This is a genomic window from Lysinibacillus sp. NPDC093210 (genome assembly GCF_044753985.1).
Taxonomy (GTDB): domain Bacteria; phylum Bacillota; class Bacilli; order Bacillales_A; family Planococcaceae; genus Lysinibacillus.
The window spans coordinates 403,646-430,583 of the sequence record NZ_JBIVOE010000001.1; the positions used below are offsets into that span (position 1 = coordinate 403,646).

Below are 26,938 nucleotides of genomic sequence, written 5' to 3' on the forward strand. Positions count from 1 at the left end.
CTCCTTAGATACTGTATACGCTTTCATCAAATCAATCAAGAGTTAACGCTTCAATTTAATATTTTTCCTCCTTTTCCATAATCGATTTTTTGCCCATTAAAACTATTTAATTTATCTTCATGTTGTTATATAACACCATCTGTACCAAATAAATTTTACCATACAACAATTGAAATTATTAGAATATTTTATTTTTAGAAAAATAATAATAGTTATGTTTATACACAAATATCCTTCGATAAATTCTACTTGAATCAATCTATCACCTTATTTTTTACCAGATGTGCTTAAAATTACGAAAAGGTAGTTCACCAAGATATTAGGTGACCTACCCTTTTTATTTCAGAAATAATGTTTTTAAGCGAATTTTTCAAGCCTTTATAATTTAGTTAACACATGGTAATACAGATACGCAATTCCACACCAACAACTCAACAGCTTGTTTTCTAATTTTTTTCATTAAATAGTAGCTGATTCCATCATTTTTTTCTCAATTGCTTTTTGCTCTGTCGCTTCCATTACTTTTTCTGGCAAATTGTTAGAAATTCGAATAGTATAACGACCATCTAAAATTACCTTCTTTAAGTCACTTTTTGTGTAGCATTCTTGTTCTTGTTCATTATAAATACAACCATACTGTAAAAGTTGGCGTGTATCACTTCCACCTATAACTGGTTTATTTAATGTTTTAGCAAATTGATAGACAAGCTGCGAATTTTCTTTAATTCCAATTGAATATAAATCTTTTCTATTTAAATCCATTATGTGAAAGAAATTGCGTGTATACTTAGCGTAAAATTGAGCTATTAGATAGTACAATCTGTTACACTACTTCCTCTTTAGTCTGATAGGATTTCAACATTTTCTGCAACTTGCTTTTGGTCAGTTGAATATGGCTGCTCAATTAAATCAAAGGACACTTTTTGACCTTGTTTAAGAAATCTATAGCCGCCAGGAAATTTTCCATTATTTGGTGAAATCAAGCTAAAATGGACAAAAACGTGATTTCCGTCTTCACCATTTAGCATAATACGGCCATAGCCCTTTTCTTCTTTATACCATTTAACAATTCCCTCTCGTTTCATATTATCAACCACCTATTCACAAATTCTTAATTCGCCTTTATTTTACAATAAATAATGAGCAAGTAAAAACATTTTTCAAAAATTAGAACGCACATTAGAGGGATGGAAATAAGAGCTTTTTAGATGGAATACACTTAACTTTCACTACCTATTTATTAAGAGGGTTTCCTAAAGCCGCTAAATCGGTTAATGGTAGCTGTTTTACAATTTCATAACCGTTACCTTCACCTTTAGGCTTTACAACAACCGTTCCCATATTAGAAATTTTGCCTAAACCTATCCCATTTGGAAAACTATGCGCTATAATTACTTGATTTGTCCCAATGGGCGGTGTCTTTTCTAATTGAGATTGGACATTTTTCAAAATATGCTGCTGTTCTAAAGCTGAAATATTCCCTCCTAGTTTATTAATTTCAAACCAAAAAGGGTCGATTTGAATATACATTGTTGGAAATGCGAGCTGCGCTGTCTCAATTGTTCTACACAATGGGCTTGCAATAATAGGTGAATTAATCGGGATTTGCCAATAACGAAGCATTTGTCCATAGTAAACGGCTTCTCTCCGACCGTAGTCAGATAGATTACGTTGTGTATAGCAATATTGAAAATTAAAATATGGCTGATCCTCTCCAACTATTGCTTCCCCATGTCTCACATATAAAATGAAGCCACCAGCTCGCAGTGAATCAAGAATTGTCAGTTCCAAATCCTTCTTTGCCCCCTTATCCTACCTTAAAGATTTACTATTAATGTATGACTTACATTGTTCATAAAATGATGATGCGCATAGCACGTGAATTTACTCAAAACGAAAAGCCCCCTATTACTTAACATAGGGAGCTGTCTACTTATTTTTATAAAAACCTTATTACAATTTAAAATCTAGTAAACACAAATCGAGTCGCTAAATCTAACAATTACGCGAACACTCTGATGTTCATGGGGCTCTCTTATTACAGTACATACACGCACATATTGCCCCGTACTATTTCATTTTAGAGGAATGATGACAGTCGCTGTCGTTTCTAATTCGGCTGTCGTTTGAATAGAGATGTTTCCATTATATTTTTTGACAACCTCTTTGACGATAAATAACCCTTGCCCTCTTATTTTACCGAATTCAGGTTTTTTTGTTGTAAACCCTTGTTTAAATATTTGATCCGGCTCTGATATGGTCGGTCCTGTATTAATAATTTCAAAGACATACTTCGCTTCATCCGCATGACAACAAATTGTCATTTTACGTTCACTCTCAGGCAATTCAGTTGTGGCATCAATAGCGTTATCAATTAAATTTGATAATAACTTAATTAAATCTGTTGTTTTAATATTAATAAAAGCATCCTGTGAGACAGAAATATCCATCTCAATATTATGATTTTGGGCTGCAAGTTTTTTCGTTTGCAACAAGATTGATAGCCCAGGGTGATTTATATTTAATTTTAATGATTTAATTGCTTGCACATCTTTAGATAATGAGGATAAATATTGTTTTGCTTGTTCTTGCTCCCCAAGTTGCAGTAGCCCATGTAACACTTGTATATGGTTGGTGAAATCATGTCTTAAAGAAGATACAGAGGTAATTAACGCTTTAATTTCAGCTTGATACGTATCTTCAGTTACCCCTACTTCTTTAGTCACTTCTTTTTGATACCATCTCTGTAAAAAGAAGAAAGAAGCTATAACGATTAAAATAAATAGTCCATTATAAATAAACATGAGCAAATTATTTTCTAGAACTTTTCCTTTAATGCCATTAACTTTGTCAGCACCTATATCAATACCGAGGTAGCCAATAATTTGTCCATTTTCATTCTTAATAGGTGCTCCTACAGAAAGATAATCGCCATGATTAGGATCTTCAATTACATTCGTAACATAAGTTAACCCTTTATAAGCTAGTTTGATTTGCTTCTCAGGCACAGTACAAATTTGTCCTATTTCAAACCCTTCTGTGTAGCTATCAGGTACACCAGCAATCAATGCTTTGGATACTTGAGGATTATCAATTTCTAATGTATACACAAATAAGGCGCCCAGTTTTTCTCTTGCATCATTTAAATAGCTTCTTAATTCCCAATAATCTTTACTTTCCACAGGATTATTTAAAAATTGCTGATACTGTTTGACATCAAGTGATGATGCAATGGATATAGCCGCTTCCAGACTTTGGTTAGCGATTGACTCTTCTACAGTTTTTTTCATTTTCACATAAGAAGTGACAACATTTAAACTTGTGAACAATGATAATAATACTGTCGCTAATACTAATATTAATTTGATTTTACGTTTTTTCATACAAACTGGTACTTCCTCATCTATTGTATTAAATATTTAAAATATGTGTATTTACTACTATAACAATTATTTTTTATGATATCTGAAATAATATTATACTATAGTAATTTTCCTTTTTTCATGTTTGTTTTAAAAAAATCCCTTGAAAATATAACTTATATCCAAGTTTAATTTTTATAACAATTTTAAATTGTTATACAATATAAAATAATTTCATTTTCTTTCGAAAAACGAAATAGCAACAAAACGAAAGGAGAACAGCCCAACAAAAGTTATGCCATTCCCCCTATTATCTATTAAATTATAAACCAAGCATGACGAATTAGATAGCCTGAAGTATTTTTCCTTTTATGGTTGTCGGAAGAATAAGGTCACCCATTATATATTGATGCAGGGAAAACGTTTGTGGCTTGCTATTCTCACCTATACCCACAATGACTTCTAATTGATTTGGTGAGTATACCACTGTGTGTAATGTACCAAAGTATTCTTTATATTGTTTAAAAAATAGTGGTGAATCTCCATCATTAAAATGCTGAAAAGCAGACATAGCAGTCGTACATGCGTTTGCAACATAACGATTTATATAGCGCTTTCGTTGTATTGAATTATCAATATATGCTTTATTTTTCTCTTTTAATTCTTGTGATTCAAAATGATTCGCACAAGTAAATAAATGTTTTTCAAAAATAATTTGCTCCGTTGGTGTAGCCTCTACCACCACCACTTTTCCACTTCGATCAGTCATCGAGTAGTTGTAGCAATAACGATGTGGGATTTTTTTTAATTGTAAAATGGCTTCTTCAATATTTTCACACCGCTCCAGTAATATTCGAACAATCGTTGTCGCCAGAAACCCATCTCCTTCCCATTCATTATTAACAAAATGAAGACCTACAACTAGCCCTTTTTCATTCATTCCATCTAGCCTGCCAATTATTTGCTGGCTAAATCCAACACTTGCATATCCTTCTGACGGATTAGAAAAAACGAGTCTTGCATCATATAAAGCAGGGCTAAAATCATAATTTCTCACATAATGCCCATCATGCACAAACGACGTACATCCCATATCGGGAAATGTCATATTATAACCACTATACATTTTTATAATGGATTCATATGACTGTTCTAAACCAGAAGCTAACCCGTTTATCTCTTGCAAAAGATTTGGCGAAACATACTGTAATGCCTCTTGAGCCTTCCTTGCATTACAAGTAGCTGATAATGCAAGGAGCAGTTCTTCTTGTGCTAAATGAGGAGATGATTGTATTTCCTTACTTTGTTGGAAACCCACGTCATAAGCATTTCCCATTAACGAAACTACGTTCACTACTAAATCTTCGTATTTTTTCATTTCCATACCTCCCATACTCCAATCGGATGTTACTATTATCGTAATCCTTCAAGTAACTGGAAGGTCAAGGGGCGTCACTATACAAAAAAATGCTAAAAAAGAAGTCATCTTCCATATAGGAAGACAACTTTCAAAGTGACCATATCATTAATTATAAGGTAAAGATAAATTATTTAAATATTGCCTTTAATTCTCTATTTGCAATTATTTAAACAACCTATACCTATCATCTAAAGTTTTTCTTTATCTTTAGATCTGAATGTTTTACAACACGTATCTGATGATTGACTTGCTGCCTCTTTAGACATATGCAACTCAAAATCAGAAGCAAACTCTGCATCATGTTTGTTATCAATACGTTTATCCATATCGATTGCTATCTTTTCAGCACCACAAAAATTACCTTTGGCATGGAAAACACAATTAGATACAGCACAGCTTACTTGAACATTCGGCATAACTATCCACCCCTTGTGATTGGTCTAGAAAAATATAGATGAGCATTAATCCATACTCTTCATTAAGTATTTTGTCCAATCCAAGCGTTTTTACAAGCAAAGCATGAAAATAACTTATTATTTATTTAAAATGGCTATCGTTAATTTTTACTGGAAGACCGAGTTTTATCTTGAGGCTGTAAAAATTTTGGGCGTTTATTATATCCACTTGGAGCTGCACGTATTAAAGATTTTTTGATATCACTCCAATTCAAATCTGCGCCAAGACTTAAGTACGGTACACCTAACACGCGTATATTCGCAACATAAATAAGAATAAAGAATAGGGACAAAAAGAAACCAAATAAGCCAAAAAAAGCAGCCATTAAGACGACAAATAAACGGAAAACACTCATGGCCGTTACAAACGATTGATTTACAAGTGTATATGCTGCAATACTTGAAATAGCAATTACTACTATCATTGAAGGACTCGTTATGCCCGCCTTGATCGCCGCATCTCCGACAATTAAACCTCCCACAACGCTCATGGTTCCGCTCAAAAGAGATGGTAAGCGAAGACTTGCTTCGCGAAATAATTCAAACATAAATAACATAAGCAATATTTCTAGTATGGTAGGAAAAGGCAAACCGGTTCTTGATTGCACAACTGTTGCTAAAAGTAGTATAGGCATTTGCTCTTGATGATAGGTCGATAAGGCAAGCCAAAAACCTGGTGCAAGTATACTTATTGATATACCTACGATTCGTAGCAGTCGTTCTATAGAGCCTACAATAGCTGGATAATCATTATCTTCTCCTGATTTAAAGAGTAAAAAGATATTAGGGGGTGTTATGATTACATAGGACACTCCATCGACTAAAATAAGAATACGTCCTCTACTTAACGCTTGTACTGCATAATCAGGTCGACCTGTATAGTCATGTAGTGGAAGAATTTTAGAGGTTTTGCCCACCCCATCCATCAATATATCGCCACTAATTACGACATCTGTATCAACTTTACGTAATTGCGTTTTAATTTCATCCACCATCGTTTTATTGGTAATGTCCTCCATATAAAGAACGGCTACTGTTGTTTTAGAGCGCCTACCAACTTCCACCGTTTCTACACTCAATGAATTAGTTGGTAGTCGCTTACGAATTAAAGCAATATTAATAAAAACATCTTCTATAAAATCGTCTCTCGGTCCTTTAATTACTAATTCATTTTTTGTTTCTTCAGGATTTCGATTAGGCTTATTAGCAATTTTACTAGAGAATAAAATTTTCTCCTTTTCAAAGTAAAGTAAAGCATATCCTGTATATACACGCGTAATAGCATCTTCTAAATCCGTTATTTTTTGAAGATTTGGAATGTGTAATTCATTTATTATTTGATCTTCTAATAATGTTATTGAAGCATCTTCGCACAAAGATTGGACTCGATTTATAATGACCTTATTCAATAATAACTGGTCGAACATTGATTCACATGTAATAAAATGAACAATATGCTGTTGAAAGGTATAAGATTGAAATATCACGTCAGCAGAGCGTTGAAATAGTTCTTTCAACGTTTTCAATTCGATATTTCGATTCATTGATTGAATATTCCTCATCTCCTACTGAACTCGATTCAAACAAAGTATTGTACTGAAATGCATATACAATATTTTTCCCAATGTCCAACAAATTATGCAGCAATTATCCTTGTCATTTATACATTATGTCATTAAAATTTAACCAATCATTTTCTGTAAATTCGCCATTTCAATAGCTGAAATTGCAGCGTCATAGCCTTTATTACCAGATTTTGTCCCCGCACGTTCAATTGCCTGCTCAATATTTTCAGTTGTGACAACACCAAAAATAACTGGTACATTTGTAGCAAGAGAAACGTTAGCTATGCCTTTTGCTGATTCGTTACAAACATAATCATAATGTGTCGTAGAGCCACGAATAACTGTACCAAGACCAATAATGGCATCATATTTTTTTGTTTCAGCTAGTTGTTTAGCGATAAATGGAATTTCAAATGCACCTGGTACCCACGCAACATCAATTAACGCTTCGTCTACACCATGACGTTTTAGCCCATCTAATGCACCGCTTAATAATTTACTTGTAATAAATTCATTGAATCGACCAACTACTACCGCTATTTTTAAATCACTACCAATTAATTGTGCTTCAAATGTTTTTCCCATAAATTGATTCTCCTCTTTTACACTGTAAGTGAATTTTTCCCTTGCATTTGTTGACGGCGATAGGCTGCTAGTGCATCAATCGAAATCATTTTTAATTTGTGTTTTTTCGCATATTTGACTAAGTCATCGAAGCGTAGCATTTCACCATCATCCCCCATGATTTCACAGATAACGCCTGCTTGTATGCTTTTGCAAAGCTTTGCTAAATCGATAGTAGCCTCCGTATGCCCTCTACGTTCTAAAACACCATTTTCCTTTGCTATAAGGGGAAATACATGCCCAGGTCTACGAAAATCTGTTGCTTGCGCTTGTGAGTCTAGCATTTTCTGAATCGTCAAAGCGCGTTCAAAGGCACTAATGCCTGTTTTTGTATCTTTATAATCAATACTTACGGTAAATGCCGTTTGGTGATGGTCCGTATTATTTACGACCATGGGATGCAACGCTAATTGTTGTGCAAGACGCTGTGAAATTGGCGTACAAATAAGCCCTCTTCCATAAGTGGCCATAAAGTTTATCGTTTCTGGTGACATGAACTCTGCAAGGGCAAGTAAATCCCCTTCATTTTCACGGTCTTCATCATCCACGACCACAATCATTTTGCCTTGTTTTAAATCTGCAATTGCTTCTTCAATTGAATGTAGCAAAATTGCCACCTCCTAATAAACTTTCATTTACTGTACGTTCTATACTTTCAAAGACAGATTAAAACCCATGCTTCGCTAAGTAATCTTTTGTAATGGTCGGTGATTGCTGACCACGCTGTAGCTGTTGAATAATGTATTTACCAACTAAATCGGTTTCAATATTGACTGGAGATCCAACATTTTTTGTTCCTAATACGGTTTCCTTGTAAGTGTGCGGAATAAGCGATACGGTGACGCTGTTTTTTTCCACATGGAAGAGCGTTAAACTCGTTCCATCAATTGTGATTGAACCTTTAGGAATACAATAGCTAGTTAACTCTTCTGAAAGTTCTATATCAATGTATACTGCATTGGCCATTGGACGTTTGCGCAATATTTTTCCCACTCCGTCAACATGCCCTGAAACAAAATGACCACCAAAACGTCCGTTTGCAGGCATTGCACGCTCTAAATTTACTGCATTACCAACAGTGAGTTGCTGCAAATTTGTAGCTTTCACTGTTTCAGGCATTACGTCCATCGTCAGTTCCTGCTCATTATGATGTGTAACTGTCAAACACACGCCATTGACAGCTATACTATCTCCTAGTTTCACATCCGATACTATCTTTGACGAAATAATGGTAATTTTCATACTTTGTCTATCGTTTTGCAAGGTTTTTACTGTACCAACATCCTCAATAATACCTGTAAACATTTTCCACCTACTTTCTAATTTTTAAATTTTGACCTGTAATTGCCTAAACGAGACAAACAAAAAACCCCATATAATAATGGGGTTTGGGAGTTCTCATACATAAGACGTCACTAAATAAACCTAATGGATATAAATATTTCCACAGGCTACCATCTCATCGTTCTTCTCCCATCCAGACTATAACTGTCGGTTTTGGATTTGCACCAAATCAGCTTGCGCTCACGGACTTTGAATTGCTTCATCACCGCCGATTGGGAATTTCACCCTACCCCGAAGAACAAATTACTATTAAATTTTTAACTAAATAAAAAACTCCCCAACGAAGGCGAAGGGAAGTAGTTTTGTATATAAGCGTAGCCAAATAGACCTTTTAAAGTCATACGAAATTAAAAAGCTTATAAATTTACCCTTCTCCCATCCAGACTGTAACTGTCGGTTTTGGATTTGCACCAAATCAGCTTTCGCTCACGGACTTTGAATTACTTCATCACCGCCGATTGGGAATTTCACCCTACCCTGAAGGATATGTTTATTTAGTTACTTCATACGATAACATTATTTTAATACATTATCCACTTAAAATTTTTTAATGGCTATTTTGTGTAGTTTAATTGCCTTGGCACAATCCAAATGTGCAAATGAAAACAACCAGTTAATAATTGAGCGTATTAATAAGGAGCTAGTGACTTTGGGGATAATTAAAATTCGTAACGTCCAATGGAATTTTGAAAGGATTCATAAATACGCTCTTTAGTAGAAGGTCGCACAATAACCTTCATCTTAACTAAAAGAGCGTATTTTTAATATCCTATAATTTTTTTAAAGTACTGCTAGTATATTAAATGTAATTAGTACGCTTCGGCGAGTACTTCTTTCAGAAACATCCCCGTAAAGGAATCCGATACTTTTGCCACTTGTTCCGGCGTTCCTTCAGCTACAAGCTTTCCACCTGCGGCTCCTCCTTCAGGTCCAATATCGATAACCCAATCTGATTCACGGATTAATTCTAGACTATGTTCGACGACGATAACTGTATTGCCCGCGCACACAAGTCTGTTTAATAAAGCATGCAGCAGTTTAATATCAGATGGATGAAGACCCGTCGTAGGTTCGTCCAATAAATAAAGCGTGTGGCTTTTGGATGCTTTACTTAATTCGTTTGCCAGCCTAATACGCTGTCCTTCACCGCCAGATAAAGTTTTGACCGATTGTCCCCATTGAAGATAACCCAACCCTACCTCACATAGCATTTCAATCATGCGAGAAATCTTTGTTTCCGATTTCAGAATTGGTAAGCTCTCCTCTACAGACATATTTAGCAAATCTGAAATGGAGTACCCTTCATATTTTACTTGCAACACTTCGTCAGTAAACCTTTTACCTTTGCAGTTTGTACATGTCACTTCTATATCTGCTAAGAAGTCCATATCTACTGATAATACACCTAAGCCTTGGCATGTTTCACATCGTCCCCCCGGAGAGTTAAAGGAGAAATGCTTTGAAGTTAATTCTCTCTCTTTTGCTTCTGGTAATCCTGCAAACAATTTGCGGAGGTGCGTAAAGACATCCGTATAGGTAGCGACATTAGAGCGCTGTACTCTTCCCATTGGCGATTGGTCAAAAATAACGATATTTTCGATATGTTCTAACCCACTAATTTCCTTACATCCAGTTTGGGAAAGGTTTTTCGATTTTCCTTGCGCAAGAATGTCGAAAACAAGCGTGGATTTCCCCGAACCTGAAACGCCTGTTACTGACACGAGACAGCCCAATGGAATAGAAACAGTAGGGATGTCGACATTTCGAAGTTTTGCTTGTTGAATCGTGATATGCTGCCCATTTCCCTCCCTACGAACTCGAACAGGAGAAGGGAAACTTTCTTCTACTAGATAAGCTCCAGTCACTGATTGCTCATTTGACATTAAATCATCCAAACTGCCTTCTCCTACAACAGTTCCACCATGTATTCCCGCACCTGGACCAATATCAATGATATGATCTGCAGCACGCATCATCTCAACATCATGCTCGATAACTAGTACAGTATTACCTAAATCACGTAATTCCTGAAGCACTCGAATGAGGCCTGCTGTATCCTTTGCATGAAGACCAGTTGTCGGTTCATCCAAAATATACAGAACGCCAGTTAAAGCTGAACCAAGTATGGTAGCAAGTCGTAAACGTTGTGTCTCTCCTCCAGACAATGATACCGTCTGACGGTTTAATGAAAGGTAACCAAGTCCAACATCGATAAGCCGCTGAAGTGTTGTTAACATATCCTCAATAATAGGCACCAATAAATGATGACTTGCTTCAGGGAACGCCATCTGCAAGCTATTCGTCCATTCGAATACATCTTCAAGTGACCACTCTGATACGTCCGAAATTGTTGCATCTGCTACTTTAACTTGACGCACTTCTTTCTTTAAGCGTGCACCAAGGCAATCTGGGCAAAGTTGTTCATGAAAGAAACTTCCTTCTTTTTCTTTAGCTCCTGATTCCCCCTCTTTCTCCTTATAACGTCTCCATAAGCTCGGTATGACTCCTTCAAACTTTGTTCCTGCGGCCGGTTTACTATTTGGATAGTGACGTTTAAATTCCTCGCTCTCGACACCGTAATATAATAAATCTCGCTGGACATCATCGTAATCTTTTAATGGTAGATCAGGGTCAAATTCAAAGCCATAATGCTTTCCTGCTGCCACTAAAATACGCATTTGAATGTCACGATGGACCCCCTTAAGAGAGGCTACGCCACCGTCGCGTAAGCTAAGCTCAGGATTAAAAACCATCGGCTCGTTTATACTCGCCACATGACCAAGGCCGCTACAAGTTTCACAAGCACCTTCTGGCTTGTTAAAAGAAAAATGTAGCATGCCTAACTTCGCTTGCTGTTCATGACAATTTGGACAACTAATTAATCGATTATCTGATTCCTCATCTTCCTCTACGAACGCTTCTGTTGGTTCAAAAGAAGCAGGAATACTTACATGACATGAAGTACAAACTTGTTCACCAAGTCTGGCAAAGATAAAACGGATATACTTATAAATTTCTGTTACTGTTCCTACTGTTGACCGTGGATTTCGATTCGTAACATGCTGCCCAACGCTGATTGACGGTGACAGCCCTCGAATAAACTCCACCTTAGGCTTGCTAATCGCATTAGCCATCATTCCCATAGAATCTAAATACTGTCTTTGGCATTCCCGCTGAAGTGTATCCATAGCTAACGTTGATTTCCCTGAGCCAGACGGTCCAGTCAGCACTACTAGCTTATATTTAGGTATGGAAAGTGACACTTTCTTCAAATTATTTTCCCAAGCACCTTTAATAAAAATAGTCTCTTTCATCATTATCCTCCTGAACATAGTACGACTTTTTAGTATCGTCAACAGCCTAAATTCTTACTATATTTTATTTAATTTTCCTTGTTGTCTTTTTCAGCTGTAACAATCACGCGGGAGTTCCCCATCATGAAAACGAAAATGGCTGCAATAACAATAGGAATGAGGGCAAGGAGAAATACATGTGTCACAGAGTTAGACATAGCATTCACAATAATATCAAGAATGTTTGCAGGGATATTCTCGCGTACACTAGGTTCAAAAATTTCTCTCATATCGCCAACATCAAACATTGCAGAATTTGAGCCTTGCCCCATATTTTTAAAACCTTCTGTTAGCTTACTAGCAAATACATTGTTTTGAATTGTTCCAAAAATTGTAATTCCCATCGTCATACCTAGCGTACGAAGAAACGAATTGGTTGAATTCGCCGTACCCCGATAACGAGCATCTAAATTATGCTGTGAAGCTGTCGGTAGTAATGAGAAGGAGAAGCCCATGCCAAAGCCTACGAGAATCATATACAGCGTAAGAAGTATTCGAGCCGTATCTGGCGTAAGTGTGCTTAGTAAAAACATACCTGCAAAATAAGATATAACTGAAATAACCATTAAGTTTCGATAGCTTATTTTCGTTAAGAAAATACCACCAAAAGCACTTCCTGCCACGGATCCCAACATCATTGGCATCAGAATGAGCCCTGCATTCGTTGCGGAAGCACCATATACCGCCTGCACATAAATCGGTATATATACTGTTAAAATAATAAAAGTACCGCCATATAAGAAAGCTAATATTTGCGAAGAGGCAAATAAACGACGTTTAAATAAGAAGAAAGGAAGTATTGGTTCTTCTGCTTTCAGCTCTACAAAAAAGAACACAATAAAGAACACAGCAAAACTGATAAATAATGAAATTATCGGTGCTGAATTCCAATCGAACTGTTTACCACCCAGCTCCAGTGCAAACATAAGACTGATAACAGCGAATACAAGAGTAGCCGCTCCCCACCAATCGATTTTCTGCTTTGTAAGCACAGGAGATTCCTTGTAATTTTTTATAATAAGAATTAATGAAACGATACCGATTGGCAAGTTAATATAAAAAACCCATTCCCAACCAAAATGATCTGTAATATAAGCACCGAGAAGTGGTCCTACGACACTTGCTATACCGAATACAGCGCCGAGTAGCCCTACCATTTTCCCTCGTTTTTCTGGTGGAAAGATGTCAAATACAATTGTAAATGCGATTGGCATTAGCGCACCTGCACCAATCCCTTGAATCGCGCGGAAAATGCTAAGTTGCTCAATTGTATGAGCAAAACCGCAAAGAGCCGAACCAAGTAAAAACACACCTAGACCAAAAATAAAAAATCTTTTTCTTCCATACATATCGGATAACTTACCGAAAATAGGCATACCAGCCATTGTTGTTACCATATAGGCTGAAGTAACCCAAACAAATTTATCCATGCCTCCAAGTTGCGATACGATTGTTCCCATTGCAGTCGCAACAATTGTATTGTCAATTGCAGACATAAAAATGGCAAGAAGTAAACCTGCCACTACCAACTTTGTATTACTATTACTTTTCGATGCTTCCATTTAGAAACCCCTTTACAAATTATTAATACCTTCGCTAGAATGAACACGTAAACAATTACACACTCATCAAATATCTTGACCATCTAATATCTCGACCATCAAGATATTAATAGTCTAAAAGGAGGCTTATCTTTTGTCAAGCAATCAAGAAAATCAAATGATTGATCCACGTGAACATTTCACTTCACTTATGCGCGGGCTAGGAACTCGCACAATACTACACCAGCAAAATGTGGCTGCATCTCTTGGGCTATACAATAATGATTTTATTTCTTTGGATATTTTACGTGAAACCGGTCCAATTACTGCCGGAGAGCTTTCAAAAAAAACGGGCCTTGCTACAGGCAGTATTACAGCATTAGTTGATCGCCTTGAAAAAATCGGTTATGTGCGTAGAGAAAATGATCCTAATGATCGTCGCAGGGTCATTATAGTCCCAGAATATGAATCGAAAGAAGAAATCCGTCATACGTATGAGTCGCTTCACCAAGCCATGCTTCAACTAGCTTCTTCCTACAAGCAAGAAGAGCTTGCTCTCATTTCACAGTTTTTACAAAACGCAAGTACAGTACTAGAAGAGCAAATACAACTTCTCAGCTCTTCTACACAAAGCAAATCTTCGGCAAAAACTATACGTTAAAACGAAAACAGGACGTTATCCCGATTGTGAAATGATTTTGGGTATCGTCCTTTTTTCTTTTCTCTCCCCCTTCGGCAACCTCACTCCCCTCTCAGTTTCATGTCAGACATACAATATGCAATTATCTGAATGGTTTTACATATTCAGTAGAATGACTAAAAATGATACGTGCAAATCAAGTTATATAAAACTAAATATTCAACAGTCAAACCATCATAGACGGCATGCTCTTTTATCATAAAAGGAAACCTTAAATGGTAAAGAGCGTTACTTCCTACGTGACTACTTTTGACCAACCTTGACATAGAAAAATAGGAATGTTAATGTGAGTCATCGTTCAACGTAGCTTCTGTACAACGGACACTTCACTTGCTACGAACATAGTCAAATTCCCCTCATTGGAGGTTTTTTTATTGTTTACTATTATGTCTAATAAAAAACGGATTTTATTCTATATCCTATTAGTACTGTGCTTTGTGGCTTCCTTTTTATTTGTTTCTCACAATGAATCCTTTTATGAGCGGCCAATTGCAGAAGTGATAAAAACAGAGTTGACAGATTCAACACCTGTATCGGATATGTATAGTAATGACGATCAGTTATTTACGCAGCAAATAACTGCATTAGTAAAAAATGGAGAAGTCAAAGGACAACTTATTCATTTAACAAATGAGTATTCTACCTCTGGCGCTTTTGATCATGAATACAAGGTCGGAAACAAACTTTTTGTTTCCATAAAGGCAGACAAAGCTCATAAAGGTCAATTAACAGGTTCAATTTTAGATGCAAAACGCGATCAATACGTATTAATAGTTGCCTGGATTTTTATTTTCGCCTTATTAATTGTTGGCAAAAGACAGGGGCTATTTTCGATAATCAGTTTGATTGTTAATGCACTTATTTTATCATTTGCATTGGATTTATATGTAAAGCACGCTAACGTCAGCTTGTTATTCGTTAGCGGTGCATGTGTTCTGCTATTTACTGGTGTTTCGTTGATACTCATAAATGGATTAAATGAAAAAACCTATGCGGCAATGCTGGCAACACTTTTAGGAACTTTCATTTCATTACTTATAAGCTTTTTCGTATTGTGGATTACATCTGAAAATGGCCTTCGATACGAGGAAATGCAATTTCTAACGCGTCCTTATCGAATGGTTTTTATGGCTGGTTTATTTATCGGGGCATTAGGAGCTGTAATGGATGTTTCAATTACCATGGCTTCTTCTATGTTTGCTTTATATGAACAAGATCCATCAATTTCTGATAAAGCATTAAAAGTTTCAGGGCTCGATATTGGAAAAGATGTGATGGGGACAATTACGAGTATTTTGTTTTTTGTGTATATATGTGGTTCCATTCCTATGCTTATTTTATATTTAAAAAATTCGTCTACGCTAGGGCTAACACTTTCCATGAATCTTTCATTAGAATTAGCTCGCGCTTTAGCAGGTGGTATTGGCGTTGTATTAACAATCCCCATCAGTCTTTATACTTCTATTTTTTTCATTAAACGAAAGAGGGTAAATTGATATGAATGTATTAGTGTGGCTAGCAGCCATTTTATTTATATTAATGATCGTTATTGGTGGAAAAAAAGGGGTACGCTCTTTTCTTTCTCTATTTTTAAATTTTGGGGTGCTCTTTGTAACGATTTTTTTAATGACTAATCCTAAAAACAGCCCCATTGTGTTAACGTTTATTGCCTGCACAATCATTAGTTGGATTAGCCTATTTTATATTAATGAAAAGAACAGCAAAACAATCACCGCATTTATTTCGACGATGATTACCATTGTGATACTTCTCTTTTTTATTGTGGTTGTCACTGGGCAGTCTATGATTCAAGGATTTGGAGAAGAATCTACAGAGGAAATTAGTATCTTTTCACTTTATATTGGTGTTAACTTTGTTCAAATTGGCGCTTCTGTAATTATTATGAGTACAATTGGAGCCATTTTAGACGTCGCCATTTCCATTGCTTCGTCCATGCATGAAATTTTTCACCACAACCCTCTCATTAGCAGAAAAAAATTATTCACATCAGGCTTAAACATTGGGAAGGATATTTTAGGAACAGATACAAATACGCTATTTTTCGCTTTTTTCGGCGGCTATTTAGGTCTTTTAATATGGTTTAAAGATTTAAACTACTCGATTGGCGAAATCATCAATTCTAAAGTGTTCAGCACTGAGCTCATCACCATTTTTTGTGCGGGAATCGGCATAGCTGCCATTATCCCTATCGCATCATCTGTCAATGCCTATTATTTAATTAAAACACGAGAAAAAGTAAGCGCACAAGAAAGTGCCAGCCACTCAAAGTGACTGGCACTATACCAAGCATACACATCTAAATGAACCATCATTACAATAACCAATAATGGTAATCCTAAGAGCAAACTAACTAATGGTTTTGGACTAGTAGTCCCCCTCTTTGTATATTAATCTTTATGATATTTCTTTTCTGAAATCCAATAGTGCGAAATAGTTACGGTTAAAGAAATCCATATGAAAGTAATTAACATATTGCCGTATAAATGCGAATCGACTGAACCTGTTATTAATACCATCATTGCATGTTGACTCATGCCTGCAGGATTTAATAAATCAATTATTGGATGTAAGCCACTAATTATTTTAAAAATAAACAAACATACGATACTAATTAAAGCGATAACGCCCTGTCCATTAAAAATAGTGCTCACCATCGAAGTAAAAGAAATCATAAAAAGAACCCAAAATTGATAAAAAACAATGGCTAGTATCATATCTAGAAATGAAATATTATTAAACAAAAAATTTACATAAACGTAAGATACAACATATCCAAATGTCACACTAATAGCTACAAATGAGAAATTAGAAAAAAGCTTTCCACCGATGTATGATCCTACTTTTACAGGTCTTGTTAGAATAAAATCAAGCATCCCATTTGCTTTATCTGACTGAATGATGCCCATCATAGAAATGACAACAATCATAATGCCCAACTGATCGAATTGGGAACCAAGAGTTGCGGCCATTACCTGCGCTCCATCCTGCTGAATCATAGAAGGGTCAATCGTAATGCCTTGGTTTCCACCAAGCGCTGCTAAAATTGATGGTAAATAGTATGTAACAACCGGTTGCGTTGCGCCTAAAAACATAAAAGCAAGAGGTAGCCAAATAACTTTAAAATCACGAAACATTTGTACATATTCTTTTTTAGTTAAAATATAAAAAGGCGTCATACGCTCACCACCATTTTTAAAAAGATTTCTTCTAACGTGTCGCTACTTCCAACTTCAAATCGAACAATATCTATCTTGTTTTCCAGAGCATCACGGATTAACATATCTTTATTTTTCTGAACATTTTCAAGGGTAACCTTCATTCTTTTTCCGCTTACTTCTACATTTTTCACATATGGAAGCTTTTCAATTAATTGCACCCAAAGCATATTTTCCGATGCAATTTCAAGATGAACAACTGATTTATTGTTATGCGTTAATAATTTATCTATTGTCGTATCTTCGATTTTCTTTCCTTGTTTCATGATGACAAATCGTTCACAGATTTCTTCTGCATCACCTAAAATGTGAGTTGATAATAAAATAGTTGTTTCATGTTTAATTTCTTGAATTAAATTTAAAACCTCTCTCCTACCTATTGGATCTAATGCCGAAACAGGCTCATCCATGACAATAAAAGATGGCTTATGTAAAAGCGTTTGGGCAATGCCCAATCTCTGCTTCATTCCCCCAGAAAACGTTTGGACTTTCTCATTTTGTTCGTTAAATAATCCAACTTTTGTTAATATTGCTGGTACTTCCTCAATAAGTTTATCTTTTGCTATCCCTGATAACTGTCCCATAAAGAAGAGTGTTTCTTTGGCTGTCATCCAATGGAAAAAGTCAGGGTATTGTGGAAGATAACCTATTTCTCTTTTCATATTAGAAATTTTTTGCCCGTCTAAAAGTACTTCGCCTTTATCCGCATATAAAATGTCTGCAATGATTTTAATTAACGTAGACTTTCCAGCACCGTTTGGCCCTATGAGTCCTACACACTGACCAGTTTCAACTTCCATAGAAAAGTTATTGACTGCTGTCTTTGTTTTAAAGTTTTTCGTTACATCTTTAATTTCTAACTTCATAAGCTTTCTCTCCTTTTCGTCCAATAGTGAAATATAAAATTGGTCCAATTGTATTGAAAAATAAGATAACTATTGTCCATAAAAGAACATTTGCCCTTGTCTTACGATGCCGATACAAATCAAACAGTGCAATAACAATAAGAATAAGTCCAACAACCATAAACGGTAATGCAATCTGTAGTACTGCCAACCAATCGATATCTTTCAACTCATTTAACCCATAGTGAAGTTTCATTTAAAATTCTCCTTTTTATTTACATTATCATTACTGATAATGATAACAATAACACACATTTTTTGGAATTGCACCTGTTTATTGCTTTATTATTATGTTACCATTCATTATTATCTATTATGATAACATTATCATAAAGAAGAATTTATTTTCTATCAGCACAGTAATACAACAGGCGCAACAAGAAAACCGTTGACTATTTTTTCAACGGATCTCAATGAAGCCTAAGCAAGTTATAATTTCATGACGTTATTCTCATAGGGGGTTACTATGTTACAAATGAAGATAGATACGAGTAGCCAATTGCAAATCTATAAACAGGTCGTAAATCAAATTATTGAACATATTGCAAAAGGCCAAATTAAATACAATGATAGGCTTCCTTCTGTTCGAAATATGGCGAAAGATATAGGAATAAATATACATACAGTTTCTAAAAGCTATCATGAACTTGAGAAAAAAGGGATTATAAAGATGGAGAATCGAGTAAAGGCAAAAGTTATCGCTAGCTCAAGTCGAGTAGTAGACGAATCCCATTTACACAACCTTGAACTTTCTATAAAAACCATTATTATGGAAGCTTATGTAACGGGATGTAGCAAAGAAAACATTAATCAATATATTACAAAAATTTTAGATGAATTGGATTAAATAATAATATGTCTTTTAAAGAGAGAACTCTATGTAATATGTATTGGTGTATTGCAATTCTCTCTTACAGATTTTTTTATTATTTGCTAATATGCATTTTCCGCCGCCCATCTTTTATTCGCTAGGTCTTCTCCTCCAAAAACTCGTTACTTGTTTCTTTTTTTCTGCATTCATGTCATTATGAACGAATGATTATATGTATTTAAAACATACATCTAGATAATAATGATAAATCCAACTACAACCCAAAGGAGAAAAAATACAATGAAACATATAATATTTGATTTTGATGGAACACTTGCAGATTCCACAGCAGTGCTCGCCTCTGTATGGAACATAATCGCGAAAAAATATGAATTTAAGGAAGTTCAGTTAGAGGATATTGATTCACTAAAAAAAATATCAATTACTGAACGAAGTAAATTATTTAACTTTCCCCTACACAAGCTACCTATTATACTTCCTCAATTTTACCGCTTATATCAACAGTCATTAAAAGAAGTTCATCTATTTCACGGGATGAAAGATGTATTAAAAGAAATTGAAAGCAAAGGTTATACAATCGCGATTATCTCCTCTAATTCAAAAGACAATATTTTGGAATTTTTAAACATGAATGGCATCAATCATGTCTCCGAAGTACTGTGCTCTAGCCGTATTTTTGGAAAAGATAAAGTGATTAAAAAATATTTAAAAGAATCGAACATTAAAAGATCAGACGTGTTATATGTTGGTGATGAGCAACGGGATATCATCGCATGCAAAAAAGTAGGTATTCCAATTATTTGGGTTGATTGGGGATATGACGCAATGGAGGTTATTCAATCAGAAGAGCCTGATTACAAAGTATTTTCTCCAGCAGAAATATTAAATATCATCTAAAGCAAATAACAAATTTCACATTTCCTTGCGCTCGCAAAAAAGACACTTCTACAAAAGTGTCTACATACTTTTTTCATTTAAATGTGTTTATTTCAGCTTCGGATTGGCGCTTTCCGTTCAGCATATGGTAAGCCGCACCTTGTTTGCACAAAGTTTGATGCGTAAAGGAGTCGCCGCTCTCTACGCCAATAACTAAATAACAGGCATTAATTTTGAAATTGTTGATGCCTGTTATCGTCAAATCTAACCACGTGATTAGCTTTCTATTGAGTTGTAAGATTTTTTAAAACCGCTTTGTATTTTTCTGATGTTCGCACTTCTACCGTTAAAGAATCTTTTCCATAGGTCGCTTTTATCAAAAATGGTACATCACTCGTATTTTGAAACCTAAAATCTAATCCACCGTACGACACCGTTGCATCCCTACCCTTTGGTACGTAGCCAACATCTAATGAATGATGATGTCGCTCCACGAATTTTATAGGTAATTGATCGACTGCATTAAACAGCGTTGAGGAAGTTTGACATATCCCCCCACCGATGCCCATGACAAGTTTTTTATTAATAATTTCAGGTGCGGGCTGATAGCCGTTTTCTTCATCTCTAGGTCCAACGACAGTATTAAAAGAAAAAGTATCCCCGCTTCCAACAATAACATTATTAATGGCCTTTGCTGAAAGCTCAATATTTTTGTTTCTTCCTGCATCTGATGAATTGAAGTATGTTGTATAAGAAGCCACAACAACATCCTCTAAATACGGTATATCTTCAAGATAATAGCCACTTTCTGTAATATACAATGGCATTTCTACCTTGCCCCCCGTTGCAGATGCAGCTAGCACCCTTTCAACTAATTCACTTTCTTTTAAAATCATCAATGGACTGCCTTTAATAATCCCACCGTTATCATCCAATTTGTCGAGTACCATTCGCTTATCTAAACCAACTGCTGTATCTGTTCCTCTTGCTAACTGCTGTGCAAATTGCTCAATTTTCTTTTTATACGATTCAGAGTCTGTTTCATAGCCTAGTTCCTGTGGTGATATGATGTGTATGACTTCCAAAGTTTGAGGATCAACAATTTCAACCACTACAGGTCCAGCTTCCTGCTCCTTGTCCTCGATGTACGTCACCGGCTGCTTTACATCATCATTTTCCATTTGCTCGTTCTCTAATTTTTCTTGACAACCAGCCAAAACAATCGCACATCCTAAACAAAGTACAGCAATCCATCTCTTCAAGTTCAAACACCTACCTCTAACTTACTTACAGCAACATCTTATTCGACTAGTAAGGATAGTGTGTTTCTTTTCAGGCATTTTTATTGGTCATGCTGAAATAATTGTTCTTTTAAATACGGAGTATTGGTGTATACACCATTAAAAATGAAGTTTATTGTACAAATTAAGTAAAAGGAAAACACCCCATAACAGTTTAAAGGCTCCCTTTTGTAGAGTGCTTTCTGTTAAAAAAAATTGAGTTTTCGGCTAAAAATATCATGCACTCACTTGTACTTACATTGCTTTAAATTGGATATAGTTCCCAGTTCATTATATTACGCGTTTAATAAGCCAAAGAACTATTAACAAAAGTTAATGTTGGGACAATTAACATTCGAATTAATGTATCAGTTATAGTAAAATTAATTACATCATTATCCTAAATTTCGAAAAGGAGGTAAAAAAGATGCCTACTACATTATTATCTTCTAAATTAACGATTCCTCTCAACGCACCTGATTTAATTGAACGAAAACAATTATTTGATCTTTTACGACTTAATACTTATAAAAAAGTAACAATTTTACGTGCTCCAGCAGGCTATGGGAAAACAACTGTACTAAGCAGCTGGTTTAAAAATAGTAAGGAAGCTGTCGCTTGGGTTTCACTTGATACTGCTGAAAATGATCCGATTCGTTATTGGACTTATGCTGTGCATGCCGTTGCCAAAGCTTATCAGTGCAATATAGATCAAGTACTTGCTCCACTATTACATACTCAAGACTTAGCAACACTTGAATTTTTTATTAATTCATTTTTGGAAGAACTCAATGCATTAGAAAAACCAATACATATTGTATTAGATGACTATCATGTAATTGATAACCCCACAATTCATCAACTTATGACTCAGTTCATAGAGTACTTACCTTCTGAGGCACATATATATATTTCGACACGGACAGCCATTGCACTTCCTACTGCTAAATGGCGTGTAAAACAATGGCTACAAGAATTCAATGCGGAACATTTACGCTTTACATTGCAAGAAACTAAGCAATTTTTTTCCTGTAAACATGCAACTCCACTAAATCAACAACATATACAAAATGTTTTAGACAAAACGGAAGGATGGGTAGCTGGATTATTGTTAACGCGCTTGGCGAATGAACAACAGGTGGACACACTCAATCATATCGCACAGCCGTTTATTTCTGAGTTTCTATGGCAAGAAATTATTCAAAACCTTCCGTCAACAACACAAAAGTTTCTCATACAGACATCTCTACTGCATGAGCTGGAACCTGCTATATGTGACCAGCTAACAAAGCAATCAAATAGTCTTGAACTGTTAGAAAATTTAGAAGCAAAAGGTCTATTTATCATTCGTCTGCAATCAAAAAAGCCTGTTTTCCGCTACCATCATTTATTTGCTGAAGCTTTACAATTAGAACTAAACAAACAATATTCAGTTCAGCAAGTACAATCGATTGTCCAAGAAGTTGCCTATTCTATTTACAAGCAGGGTAATTATATTTCTGCTATTGAGCTAGCAATTAAATATGAGCAATATGAACAAGCAGCTTCATGGATAACAGAACATCTTGTACAGCTCTACGCTTCCGGACAAACGACAACATACATGAGATGGTTACATCAACTTCGGAGTGCTCACTATATCGTTCCATATGAAATGCTTGTTATCGGTTTCCTAACTTCCATTACCACAATGGACACAAAAATAGCTACTTCCCTTATGGAGGAGCTTGAAATACGACAACATGTAGAACATTGGATGGAGCAAGAAGAACATGCTGCGATGGCGTATATATATGAAAGTGCTAAGGCATATGCTATTGTCGCTTCTGGTGGGAATTTACAGTTAGTTGAAGAAATTATGCGCAATCTGCTTGCTAAAGGGCCTGCTCCTTCACGTTGGGATAACGTTCCGATTCCTTATAATATTTTCGAATACAAACTTTCTCGCACTAGTATCGGCTCAAAGGGGAAACTTCAAATAATGGAAGATGGCGAAGCTGTTGGTAAACTTTTTCGAGAAACATCGTTACAAACTGCAAATGTTACAGCATTTAGCTATGGGGTCGCCGCTGAATCTTTATACGAACGAAGTTTAATAGAATATGCTCAAAAGGAGCTTGAAATCGCCATTGGTTTAGGTCATCATCATCAAGATCCTGGTTTATTTATTCCTATGTATTTATTAAAAGCAAAAATTTACACACATCAACAACAAGCAAGTACAGCCCGTGCAATGCTTGCACAAGTATTAGAAGATGTTTCGGAAAAACATTGGCGAACTTCCATTCAAATTATGCAAGCTTATTGTTTTATAGTTGATGGAGATAGTCGAAATGCAGAGATGCTGTTACAGGCAACAAAATCGAAGCAACCATTTTGGCAGTTAGTTTATGCTCGTTTACTGTTATTAAAGGGCGAGCTAAATGATGCATTACCTGTCGTCATTCAAGTTAAAACGAAGGCTCAGCAAGATGAGCAAATTGCAACAATTATAGAAGCGACAGTGCTAGAGGCTATTTGCCAGCATCGTTTAGGAAACACGCCTATCGCATTAGATATTTTACATGAAGTGTTACAATTAGCAGCAAAATATTATTATGTTCGGACGTTATTAGATGAGAAGGATCTACTCCCCCTTCTAGAGCAATATTTTCAATTAGAAACCTATGCATTAAAGTGGGATCTTTACCCAGATTATTATTTCAATTATCTTCAAAGTTGCACAACAAGTGTCGTTCATCACGAAATATTGACGCCTCGTGAAATGGAATTACTCGACCTTTTAGCCAATGGTGTCACCAATCGAGAAATTGCGAAGCGGCTGAATTTATCAGATGGAACCGTTCGCGTTTATTTATCTACTATTTATCAAAAACTAGGTGTCAAATCCCGAACGCAAGCAATCCTCCTCTCAAAAAAGTAAATATGAAAATGAGCATCTGACAGCTATTGATTGTTGTTAGTTGCTCTTTTTAGTTTTAATTAAGGATATTTGGCAAAACAATGAAAATGTACGTAAAATTGTTTTATTTTTCTAATAGTTTTGTATACTATAATTAGAACAATCGTTCAATTTTAGAAAAGGTGAGCTTACTTGAATAAAAGACGTTATGACAGCGAAATCGTTAAAAGTGAAATTATGCAACATGCATCCATCTTGTTTGCACAAAAGGGTTATAACCAAACATCTGTCGGAGATATTTCCAAGGCTGCAGGTTACAGTAAAGGGCATATTTATTATCATTTTGAAAATAAAGAAAAGCTCTTTGTCCTTTTAGCACAAAACACAATGCAATATTGGCATAGTAAATGGCAGCAAAAAGAACAAAGCTACTTAACAGCAACAGATAAATTGTACGGCATGGCACTCCATGTTCTTTATAACTATCAAACACCTTTATTAAAATCAGGACAGGAATTAGCTACAAATCCAACAATAAGTGCACAATCTCTACAAAAGCTAGCTGATTTAGCGATCATCCCTATGACAGCATATCGTGCCATTTTTCAAGAAGGCGTAGATAAAGGCGAATTTATCACTGGTAATATAGATGAATGGACTGTTCTACTCGGTACATGGTTGGGAGGATTATGTCAACTTACCGATGCAAAAGAATTACAATTACTTGAACCTCTTTTTAAGCAAGCAATTACCATCTTTTTAGGATCAATCCGAAATGGAGGAAATTAAAATGAGAGTTGCATTAATTGGTGATAGTTTAACGGAAGGTCGTCCAGGAGTATCTTTCTCGAATCTTTTGCAAGAAAAGTATCCAAAGATTACTTTTACCAATCTCGGTAAATCAGGCGAAACGGTGAAAAGTTTGCATTCGCGCTTAATAAAAGAACCATTAGCTACTGATTATGATTTTGCTTTTCTCTGGATTGGGGTCAATGATGTTTATTCTAAATTGCTAAAAGTTCAAGCACAGCCCGTTGTTAAAGACCACGAGGAATTTCGCACATATTTCACAAAAGTGGTAGAGCTAGTACGCCCTTCATCTAAGCAAATTATTATCGTATCACCAGCCATTGTAGGTGAAAATATGTTGAATGAACCTAATCAAGAATTGAAAGATTTATCGGCTATTATGCAATCTGTATCGCTCAAATATCAAAATATTTATTTCTTAAATTTGCAATCCGTCTTTGAACAACAGTTGGCTAATGTAACTAGCTCGGACTATATCGGAACAAGTATTTTAAGCGTTATGAAGGATGTGCTATTTTATAAAAAAAGTTCTCGCATTAATCAACTTTCTAAAAAGAGAGGACTCCATTTAACATTAGATGGAATTCATTTTAATAGTAAGGGTGCTAAAATTGTAGCGGACGAATATGCAACGAAGATTGACCAACTGTTATTTACTAATAATAGTGAGTTAACTAGTTAATGTACAAAAAAGAACTGTTCCTAATACGTTGGAACAGTTCTTTTATATTATTTTTGTATAAACATTTGAGACCAGTAGTTGCCATCTTTCACAAAGCCTACACCGATATTTGTATAGTTTTTGTTTAAAATATTTGCTCGATGTCCTTCACTATTCATCCAAGCATTTACGACTTCAGTAGCTGATTTTTGACCTTTGGCAATATTTTCTCCAGCTGATTTATACGTAATACCGAAGTTTTTCATCATTGTAAATGGTGTGCCGTATGTTGGACTTGTATGATCGAAGTAGTTTTTATCATGCATGTCTTGAGATTTGTATTTTGCTACTCTTGAAAGCTCCCAATCTTCTTTTAATGCTGGAAGACCTGCTTTTGCTCGTTCTGCATTGACAAGTTTAACTACTTCTTGTTCTACAGATGCTTGCTCATTAGTTGGAATATTAATTTTTTGTCCTATGTTAATTTGATCAGGATTTGCTAGTTGAGGATTTGCATCAATTAGCTCCTGTACCCCTGTTTGAGTGTTTACGGCAATTTTCCAAAGAGAATCCCCTGCTACTACTGTATATGAATCAGCTGCCATTGCGCTGATTGGTACTAATAAGGATACCGATAATACGGATGCCATCGCGACTTTTTTTACTTTTTTAAACATGTAATTCATTCCTTCCTGTTTTGCTCTATATTCATGGTAAATAGTTTTGCAACATAATTCATCACTAAATATTTGGAAGGATTTTTACAGTTGTATTACATCTGAAATAATTGACGAATAGATTGCCAGATTAACAGTCTTTTTTCTCTACTTTTTAGTAATAAATTTGAAATATAGTTGTAACAGGAATAAATTACTAGAAGATTTTTAGTAGAAATGATAGCTTTTCAATCATTTAAAACCCAATAAATAGAAAATAAATTGTTTTAATGCCTAATTGTTTGGGTGCCTGACACTCGCATGAGCATACGCCTAGCATCATAACAGTCCTTAAAGCATAAAAATCCACTTCGCTTTCCGCGGGCACGTTGTAAGACGCCACCCTCGCGTACGCG

The 26,938-nt window shown here is 35.5% G+C and carries 24 protein-coding genes, 1 pseudogene and 2 riboswitches; of the genes and pseudogenes, 8 read left to right on the plus strand and 17 right to left on the minus strand.

Annotation, left to right across the window (positions count from 1 at the left end; all coding sequences use genetic code 11):
- Positions 1–459 precede the first annotated feature (459 nt).
- From ACIP9C_RS02000 to ACIP9C_RS02055, 12 genes and pseudogenes are all read right to left on the minus strand, one after another.
- A complete protein-coding gene (locus ACIP9C_RS02000) occupies positions 460–819 on the minus strand; it encodes a hypothetical protein (protein ID WP_401008156.1) in 360 nt (119 codons plus the stop codon).
- A 20-nt stretch (positions 820–839) separates the two neighbouring features.
- Positions 840–1,085: a cold-shock protein gene (locus ACIP9C_RS02005; protein WP_401008158.1), complete on the minus strand. Its 246-nt coding sequence runs from the start codon at positions 1,083–1,085 to the stop codon at positions 840–842.
- Between the two features lie 148 nt (positions 1,086–1,233).
- Complete coding sequence (locus ACIP9C_RS02010) at positions 1,234–1,791, minus strand: histidine phosphatase family protein (protein WP_401008160.1); 558 nt, start codon at positions 1,789–1,791, stop codon at positions 1,234–1,236.
- A gap of 284 nt (positions 1,792–2,075) precedes the next feature.
- The gene (locus ACIP9C_RS02015) at positions 2,076–3,383 is read right to left on the minus strand and encodes a Spo0B domain-containing protein (RefSeq protein ID WP_401008162.1); all 1,308 of its coding nucleotides are present in this window, start codon (positions 3,381–3,383) and stop codon (positions 2,076–2,078) included.
- 322 nt (positions 3,384–3,705) lie between these two features.
- Positions 3,706–4,740, minus strand: coding sequence for a C45 family autoproteolytic acyltransferase/hydrolase (locus tag ACIP9C_RS02020; RefSeq protein ID WP_401008164.1), 1,035 nt, complete (start codon positions 4,738–4,740; stop codon positions 3,706–3,708).
- Positions 4,741–4,970: 230 nt separating this feature from the next.
- Positions 4,971–5,198, minus strand: coding sequence for a DUF1540 domain-containing protein (locus ACIP9C_RS02025; protein ID WP_401008166.1), 228 nt, complete (start codon positions 5,196–5,198; stop codon positions 4,971–4,973).
- Between the two features lie 140 nt (positions 5,199–5,338).
- A complete protein-coding gene (locus ACIP9C_RS02030; protein WP_401008168.1) occupies positions 5,339–6,781 on the minus strand; it encodes a spore germination protein in 1,443 nt (480 codons plus the stop codon).
- Positions 6,782–6,919: 138 nt separating this feature from the next.
- Positions 6,920–7,387 (minus strand): 6,7-dimethyl-8-ribityllumazine synthase, encoded by a 468-nt coding sequence (gene ribH / locus ACIP9C_RS02035; protein ID WP_401008170.1) that lies wholly within the window; start codon positions 7,385–7,387, stop codon positions 6,920–6,922.
- 56 nt (positions 7,388–7,443) lie between these two features.
- A pseudogene (gene ribB / locus ACIP9C_RS02040) lies at positions 7,444–8,034 on the minus strand (3,4-dihydroxy-2-butanone-4-phosphate synthase); the annotation flags it as partial.
- 58 nt (positions 8,035–8,092) lie between these two features.
- On the minus strand, positions 8,093–8,731 hold the full coding sequence (ribE, locus tag ACIP9C_RS02045; protein ID WP_401008172.1) for a riboflavin synthase: 639 nt from the start codon (positions 8,729–8,731) through the stop codon (positions 8,093–8,095).
- 156 nt (positions 8,732–8,887) lie between these two features.
- Positions 8,888–9,013, minus strand: a riboswitch (FMN riboswitch).
- A 120-nt stretch (positions 9,014–9,133) separates the two neighbouring features.
- Positions 9,134–9,259, minus strand: a riboswitch (FMN riboswitch).
- 320 nt (positions 9,260–9,579) lie between these two features.
- Complete coding sequence (gene uvrA / locus ACIP9C_RS02050) at positions 9,580–12,084, minus strand: excinuclease ABC subunit UvrA (protein WP_401008174.1); 2,505 nt, start codon at positions 12,082–12,084, stop codon at positions 9,580–9,582.
- Positions 12,085–12,152: 68 nt separating this feature from the next.
- The gene (locus ACIP9C_RS02055; protein ID WP_401008175.1) at positions 12,153–13,685 is read right to left on the minus strand and encodes an MDR family MFS transporter; all 1,533 of its coding nucleotides are present in this window, start codon (positions 13,683–13,685) and stop codon (positions 12,153–12,155) included.
- A gap of 157 nt (positions 13,686–13,842) precedes the next feature.
- On the opposite strand from ACIP9C_RS02055, the gene ACIP9C_RS02060 reads away from it, so the two are divergent.
- The 3 genes from ACIP9C_RS02060 to ACIP9C_RS02070 all read left to right on the plus strand — a co-directional run bounded on the left by ACIP9C_RS02060 (position 13,843) and on the right by ACIP9C_RS02070 (position 16,656).
- Positions 13,843–14,325, plus strand: a complete 483-nt coding sequence (locus ACIP9C_RS02060) for a MarR family winged helix-turn-helix transcriptional regulator (protein WP_401009165.1) — start codon at positions 13,843–13,845, stop codon at positions 14,323–14,325.
- Positions 14,326–14,750: 425 nt separating this feature from the next.
- Positions 14,751–15,860, plus strand: coding sequence for a YibE/F family protein (locus tag ACIP9C_RS02065; protein ID WP_401009166.1), 1,110 nt, complete (start codon positions 14,751–14,753; stop codon positions 15,858–15,860).
- A gap of 1 nt (position 15,861) precedes the next feature.
- Positions 15,862–16,656, plus strand: a complete 795-nt coding sequence (locus ACIP9C_RS02070; protein ID WP_401008177.1) for a YibE/F family protein — start codon at positions 15,862–15,864, stop codon at positions 16,654–16,656.
- 116 nt (positions 16,657–16,772) lie between these two features.
- Here ACIP9C_RS02070 and ACIP9C_RS02075 read toward each other — a convergent pair whose 3' ends face one another.
- Genes ACIP9C_RS02075 through ACIP9C_RS02085 form a run of 3 tightly spaced genes read right to left on the minus strand, consistent with a single transcriptional unit; the run spans position 16,773 to position 18,701 of the window.
- The gene (locus ACIP9C_RS02075; RefSeq protein ID WP_401008179.1) at positions 16,773–17,561 is read right to left on the minus strand and encodes an ABC transporter permease; all 789 of its coding nucleotides are present in this window, start codon (positions 17,559–17,561) and stop codon (positions 16,773–16,775) included.
- Positions 17,558–18,466, minus strand: a complete 909-nt coding sequence (locus ACIP9C_RS02080) for an ABC transporter ATP-binding protein (RefSeq protein WP_401008180.1) — start codon at positions 18,464–18,466, stop codon at positions 17,558–17,560. The genes ACIP9C_RS02075 and ACIP9C_RS02080 overlap by 4 nt, the downstream gene beginning before the upstream one ends.
- Complete coding sequence (locus tag ACIP9C_RS02085; RefSeq protein ID WP_401008182.1) at positions 18,450–18,701, minus strand: PLD nuclease N-terminal domain-containing protein; 252 nt, start codon at positions 18,699–18,701, stop codon at positions 18,450–18,452. Before ACIP9C_RS02085 ends, ACIP9C_RS02080 begins: the two co-directional genes overlap by 17 nt.
- Positions 18,702–18,971: 270 nt before the next feature.
- Between ACIP9C_RS02085 and ACIP9C_RS02090 the strand changes: the two genes are divergently transcribed.
- Together ACIP9C_RS02090 and ACIP9C_RS02095 are read left to right on the plus strand one after the other, a co-directional pair.
- Positions 18,972–19,352, plus strand: coding sequence for a GntR family transcriptional regulator (locus tag ACIP9C_RS02090; protein ID WP_401008183.1), 381 nt, complete (start codon positions 18,972–18,974; stop codon positions 19,350–19,352).
- A 264-nt stretch (positions 19,353–19,616) separates the two neighbouring features.
- Positions 19,617–20,234 carry an HAD-IA family hydrolase gene (locus ACIP9C_RS02095; RefSeq protein ID WP_401008185.1) on the plus strand — a complete coding sequence of 206 codons (618 nt, stop codon included), beginning with the start codon at positions 19,617–19,619 and terminating at the stop codon, positions 20,232–20,234.
- A 263-nt stretch (positions 20,235–20,497) separates the two neighbouring features.
- Here the strand turns inward: ACIP9C_RS02095 and ACIP9C_RS02100 are convergent, their stop codons facing one another.
- On the minus strand, positions 20,498–21,481 hold the full coding sequence (locus ACIP9C_RS02100; protein WP_401008187.1) for a VanW family protein: 984 nt from the start codon (positions 21,479–21,481) through the stop codon (positions 20,498–20,500).
- 439 nt (positions 21,482–21,920) lie between these two features.
- Here ACIP9C_RS02100 and ACIP9C_RS02105 point away from each other — a divergent pair, with 439 nt between their 5' ends.
- The 3 genes from ACIP9C_RS02105 to ACIP9C_RS02115 all read left to right on the plus strand — a co-directional run bounded on the left by ACIP9C_RS02105 (position 21,921) and on the right by ACIP9C_RS02115 (position 25,887).
- Positions 21,921–24,416 (plus strand): winged helix-turn-helix domain-containing protein, encoded by a 2,496-nt coding sequence (locus tag ACIP9C_RS02105; RefSeq protein WP_401008189.1) that lies wholly within the window; start codon positions 21,921–21,923, stop codon positions 24,414–24,416.
- Positions 24,417–24,587: 171 nt separating this feature from the next.
- The gene (locus ACIP9C_RS02110; RefSeq protein ID WP_401008191.1) at positions 24,588–25,184 is read left to right on the plus strand and encodes a TetR/AcrR family transcriptional regulator; all 597 of its coding nucleotides are present in this window, start codon (positions 24,588–24,590) and stop codon (positions 25,182–25,184) included.
- Between the two features lies 1 nt (position 25,185).
- Positions 25,186–25,887: an SGNH/GDSL hydrolase family protein gene (locus ACIP9C_RS02115; protein WP_401008193.1), complete on the plus strand. Its 702-nt coding sequence runs from the start codon at positions 25,186–25,188 to the stop codon at positions 25,885–25,887.
- 47 nt (positions 25,888–25,934) lie between these two features.
- Here ACIP9C_RS02115 and ACIP9C_RS02120 read toward each other — a convergent pair whose 3' ends face one another.
- Positions 25,935–26,543 carry a CAP domain-containing protein gene (locus ACIP9C_RS02120; protein ID WP_401008195.1) on the minus strand — a complete coding sequence of 203 codons (609 nt, stop codon included), beginning with the start codon at positions 26,541–26,543 and terminating at the stop codon, positions 25,935–25,937.
- Positions 26,544–26,938: the final 395 nt, after the last annotated feature.